Here is a 4,852-nt window from a genome sequence, read left to right as displayed (position 1 = left end):
TGCGCATCAGCGGCAGCGAGCGGGACCCCCAGGGCAATACGGTGGAGGATATCCGCTATCTGGTGCCCAACCTGATCGCCCACGGTGTGGATGCCTTCGAAATCAGCGGCGGTACCCAGTACGAGCGCTGCAACAAGATCATTCCCTGCAACGGGGAACCTGTGGCGGTGAACCTGGTCGAAGCCCGGGCCATCCGGGAAGTGTCCACCGTGCCGGTGATTCTGGTGGGCAAAATCAACGATGCCCGCCTGGCCATGCGGCTGGTGGAACAGGATGTGGACGCCGTGGTGCTGGGCCGTGCGCTGCTCAGTGACCCGGAATTTGTCAACAAGGCCCGGGAAGGGCGGTTTGACGAAATCGCGCCCTGTACCAGCAGCTGAAGGACGCCTTCCCCGAGGTCTACTGCATCGGGGACGCCAGTTCCCCCCGCAACGCCCTGGAAGCGGTGCGCGGCGCCTGCGAAACGGTCGTGGGCCTGTGACCCATTCATTGACCTTATACAGGATAACCAACAAGGAGGGGCCCTGCCGGCACGGCAGGGCCTCCTTGCTGGTTATCTGTAGTTTTTGTCCGTCTTGTGCCATGGGCGGGTCTTTTTACAGCAGGTGGACATTTTCTTTTCAAAGGCGACCCGGGCGCTGTCGCCTACGCTGTAGATCTTTTTGTTTTTGGGGGTGAAGTCGGAGGTTTTTACCATGGTGTTGCCCACCATAACATGATAGTTCTGGCAGGAACCCATGAAGCAGGACATGATCACCTTGCAGGGAAGCTGACCCTGATCGGCCAGAACGGCAGATCCCGGCCGGAGCACCAGAGTACAAGCCTTGCCCTCCTCCAGAGGGGCGGCGCCCATATCCCGGGCAGCCTCTTCCGGGCAGGGGGCGATACCACAGGCGGCATGGAAACTACCTGGAACAGTCTGGAGGTGAATTTGGTGCGGATCTTGGCGTAGACTTCCACGTAGGCAAACAGCAGGCCGATGATGGTGGAAAGAATGCCCACGGTAAAGCCTGCTTTTAAGGTGTTGGTGATTGCCTTGCGTAAGCCGGACATCCGGGAGATCCGCTCAAATAGGGAAAGGGTAAGGCCGGTTTCCGGGCCGTAGACACTGTCCGCCAACAGAATCGCCATGGGGTAAAGAATAAACAAAGTCAGGGAGGCGATCAAAACGATCGCCGCCGCCCTGGAGGACCCGGAATGGAAAGAACGGTCCCGTGTTCTGAAAATAATAAGACCGTTCCTGAGAAAAGCGGTTGATTTTTTGAGCCCCTTCTTGTACGCTAGTAATCAGAGAATAGAATCCGGCCGCTGCGGTGGTGCAAAGGACTGAGGATATGAACTACCAGGGCGACAATCGGATGAATTTCTTTTCCGAACTTTCGGAACACCAGATTTCGGCAGATGAATTTTTCAATGTGGTGCTGCTGGACTCTTTGGCCCGCAACTTTGGGCTGCAGAATGTACTGATCTCCTATTTTGACACCCAGGGGAACTTTTTGTCCTGGACGCACCGCGCCGGGGTGCTGGCTGATGGACCGGAACATCCCTACCGCCGGGTGATGGCACAGGATACCGTGCGGCAGGTATTGTACCGGGAAGCGGTGCGCGACCATCTTACTTATAATAATATGACGCCCCGGCTTTACCGCTCCACCGACCTGATCCCGGCGGATGGATATGACGCGGACCCGTATGTGCGTTTTCTGGAAGAACAGTTCCGTGCCTGCTACAGCGTTACCATGGCGTTCGGCATCAATGCCTACATTCAGGTGGCGTTTTTCAAAAGCCGGGCGGAAGGGGATTTCACCCCGGAAGAAATGGCGGAACTGGGGAAAATCTACGTCTACATCGCCAACGACTACAAGAATTTCAAAAAGTACGAACAGGCCAAAATTGTGGCCAACATCCAGAGCGAGATCATTCTTTCGGGGGAAAAAGCCTACCTGGTCACGGATGATTTCCATCACGTCATGAGCTGCAACGAGGCAGCCCGCAGCTGCCTGCGGGATATTCTGGGGCAGGAGGCGGTCAATGGGCTGAAAGGCGGCGCCACCTGCAGCTGGCTGCCCTTTTTGCTGGGGGATGATGCCGATTATGGGGAAAATCACGTCCAGACCCGGGTGATCCGGCATTATGTCTTTAAAATTTACACCTACGACCAGCGGTACTTCAACGGCATTGTGGACCGTTACCACTGGATTACCATTGCGCCCCAGGAACCGGCGGCTGATTCGCGGGAACCGGTGTTTGCCGGTACCGGCCAGCCCCTGACCAAGACGGAATGGAAGGTGGCACGGCTGCTGCACAAGGGCCTGACCTATCAGGCGGTGGCGGATGAACTGGTCATCAGCTATCATACCGTAAAAAAGCACGTTCAGAATATCTACACCAAGTGCGGCGTGAACACCCGGTTCCAGCTGTACAAATGGCTGGAACACAATGACCGGGGTTCCTGATGATTTGATTTTGCCTGGTACAAGCGTTCCTGTCCGCTTGTTTGCCTTTCCTTTTTACAGAATAAACACCCCACCTGTCAGGCGGCATACCTTGCTGCCAGGCAGGTGGGGTGCATTTTATATGAGGCAGTTCCGCTTTTTATTTAAGCAGATGGTTTCTCTTTTTTGGGCCGTCCGGAAAAAAGGATAAATACAATGCCGCTGATGCCCATCAAAATGGGGTAGAACAAGTAGGGCAGCAAATCCAAGGGCGTCAGGGTCAGGCCGACTGCGGCAGCGCCTGCACAGGCATACAGAAGCTGGGCGCCGTAAGGAATCAATCCCTGCCATACAGAGGTGTAAATATCCAGCAAAGAAGCTGTTCTTCTGGGGGAAATACCATACTCCTGGGAAATATCCCTGGCAATGGGACCGGCCATCACAATGGCAATGGTATTGTTGGCGGTGGAAATATCCACCAAGGAACTTAACAGCGCAATGCCCAGCTGTGCACCCCGGTTGGTATGTACATGCTTTTTGATGCCTTCCAGAATAAAGTCGATGCCGCCGTTGGCCTTTACCAGACCAATGATGCCGGCAACCACAATGGAAATCACCGTGATATCGTACATGTTCTTGATGCCGCCGGCACCGTCAGGACCCTGGAAAATCACGGTGAAAATCTGGTTCCAGGCAATGGACCCGGTGGAAACACCTACGATCACGGAAAGAATGATACCCAGCACCAAGACCAAAAACACATTCATGCCTGCCAGTGCGCCAACCAGCACCACCAGATACGGCAAAATCTTGAACACATTGTAGGAAAGGTCATCGCTCACACTGTACTGACTGCCGCTGGCAATCACCAGGAAAAGCACCAGGGTGATAATGGCGGCGGGAAGGACGATTTTAAAGTTCTCCCTGAACTTATCATTCATATCACAGCCCTGGGTACGGGTTGCGGCAATGGTGGTATCGGAAATGACCGAAAGATTATCGCCGAACATAGCGCCGGAAACTACGGCGCCAATGCACAGCGCCCCGGCCATGCCGGTTTTCTCACTGATGCCCACAGCAATGGGAGTCAGCGCGGCGATCGTTCCCACAGAGGTCCCCATGGCAGTGGAAATAAAGCATCCGATGACAAACAAGCCTGCCACTGCCACGGCAGGGGGCATAATGGACAAACCGAAGTTCACCGTGCTGTCCACACCCCCGGCAGCCTGCACCGCCCCGGAAAAACCGCCGGCCAGCACAAACACCAGACACATGATCATGACGTTGGCGTCGCCCATGCTCTCGGTTACGCTTTGGAGTTTTTCATCGAATTTGCGTTTTGGATTCTGCAGGAATGCCACCACCAAGGCGATCAAAAAACCAACAATGGCAGGCATTGCATAAAAGTCCTGAAATAGAATACCGCTTCCGATGAAAACCACCAGAAACACGCCGATAGGCAGCAATGCCCAGGCATTTCCTTTTTTCATACAATCATCCTCGTTTCAAAAGACATTTGGGTGTCTTTGGTATGCCGGAAAGAACCTCCTCCCTGAGTATACGGGAAAGAACCTTTTCCCGCAATACAAAAAGTCGCTTTCTATCCTCATTTTGCCGTTCTTCGCCAATTTCTTTTCGAATTTCCGGGAACCGGCACACCGATTCCACTCGGAAGATAAAGGCGCCTGCACAGGCGCGGCGTATCGCGCTCCCTTGCGAAGCCGGTTCGCTTTATGCTTGCCTGCTTTTTTGCGCTTTATCGGTAAGAAGAAAACAAATATAGGGAACTCTCCCCATATAAAATCAGCCGCATGCCCACTGTTGCCCCGGAGGCCGGATTTGTTACAATCAAGGCAGAAAACAAAAGCATCACGGCGAAGGAGGGAAATCATGGCAGAAAGCGGGATCGTCTTTAATATCCAGCGTTTCACCCTGCATGATGGACCGGGAATGCGCACCGAGTTGTTCCTCAAAGGGTGCCCGCTGCGCTGCCGTTGGTGCAGCAATCCCGAAAGCTGGCAGCTGCAGCCCCAGCCCGGCGTCTACCGCACCAAGTGCATCGGCCGTAAAAAATGCGGCGCCTGTGAGGAGGCCTGCCCGGCGGGGAATCTGTTCCGCTTCACGGTGGGCAAGCTGGCGGACATCGACCGCAGCCGCTGCACCGATTGCCTGGCTTGCTGTACGGCCTGCCCTTCCGACGCCATCAAACAGTGGGGCAAGACCATGACGGTGGAACAGTGCATGGAAATCATCCGCCGGGATAAAGGATATTACGAGCGTTCCGGCGGTGGAGTGACGGTATCGGGCGGCGATCCGCTGGTGCAGAGCGATTTTGTGGCGGCGCTGTTCCGGGCCTGCAAGGCCGAGGGATTCCATACCTGCTGCGAGTCCACCTTCCATGCCCCCTGGGCCCAGGT

6 protein-coding genes are annotated in these 4,852 nt (G+C 55.1%); 3 read left to right on the top strand and 3 right to left on the bottom strand.

Annotated features, from left to right (window positions below; translation table 11 throughout):
• The coding region (locus tag H6B10_RS12570) for a tRNA-dihydrouridine synthase (protein ID WP_204651923.1) at positions 1 to 380 on the top strand (380 nt) is incomplete at its 5' end.
• A gap of 173 nt (positions 381 to 553) precedes the next feature.
• On the opposite strand, the gene H6B10_RS12565 is transcribed toward H6B10_RS12570, so the two are convergent.
• Together H6B10_RS12565 and H6B10_RS12560 are read right to left on the bottom strand one after the other, a co-directional pair.
• Positions 554 to 751 carry a hypothetical protein gene (locus H6B10_RS12565; protein WP_204651922.1) on the bottom strand — a complete coding sequence of 66 codons (198 nt, stop codon included), beginning with the start codon at positions 749 to 751 and terminating at the stop codon, positions 554 to 556.
• A 2-nt stretch (positions 752 to 753) separates the two neighbouring features.
• Complete coding sequence (locus H6B10_RS12560; protein ID WP_204651921.1) at positions 754 to 1,167, bottom strand: hypothetical protein; 414 nt, start codon at positions 1,165 to 1,167, stop codon at positions 754 to 756.
• Between the two features lie 167 nt (positions 1,168 to 1,334).
• On the opposite strand from H6B10_RS12560, the gene H6B10_RS12555 reads away from it, so the two are divergent.
• Complete coding sequence (locus H6B10_RS12555) at positions 1,335 to 2,456, top strand: response regulator transcription factor (RefSeq protein ID WP_204651920.1); 1,122 nt, start codon at positions 1,335 to 1,337, stop codon at positions 2,454 to 2,456.
• A 143-nt stretch (positions 2,457 to 2,599) separates the two neighbouring features.
• On the opposite strand, the gene H6B10_RS12550 is transcribed toward H6B10_RS12555, so the two are convergent.
• Positions 2,600 to 3,925 carry a Na+/H+ antiporter NhaC family protein gene (locus H6B10_RS12550; protein ID WP_204651919.1) on the bottom strand — a complete coding sequence of 442 codons (1,326 nt, stop codon included), beginning with the start codon at positions 3,923 to 3,925 and terminating at the stop codon, positions 2,600 to 2,602.
• Positions 3,926 to 4,325: 400 nt separating this feature from the next.
• On the opposite strand from H6B10_RS12550, the gene H6B10_RS12545 reads away from it, so the two are divergent.
• A partial coding sequence (locus H6B10_RS12545; RefSeq protein ID WP_204651918.1) for a glycyl-radical enzyme activating protein occupies positions 4,326 to 4,852 on the top strand: 527 nt, incomplete at its 3' end.

This window comes from Gemmiger formicilis (assembly GCF_016901605.1).
GTDB classification, from domain to species: domain Bacteria; phylum Bacillota; class Clostridia; order Oscillospirales; family Ruminococcaceae; genus Gemmiger; species Gemmiger formicilis_B.
The sequence above is the reverse complement of the archived record's forward strand: the minus strand, read 5'-3'. Positions and strand labels throughout refer to the sequence as shown.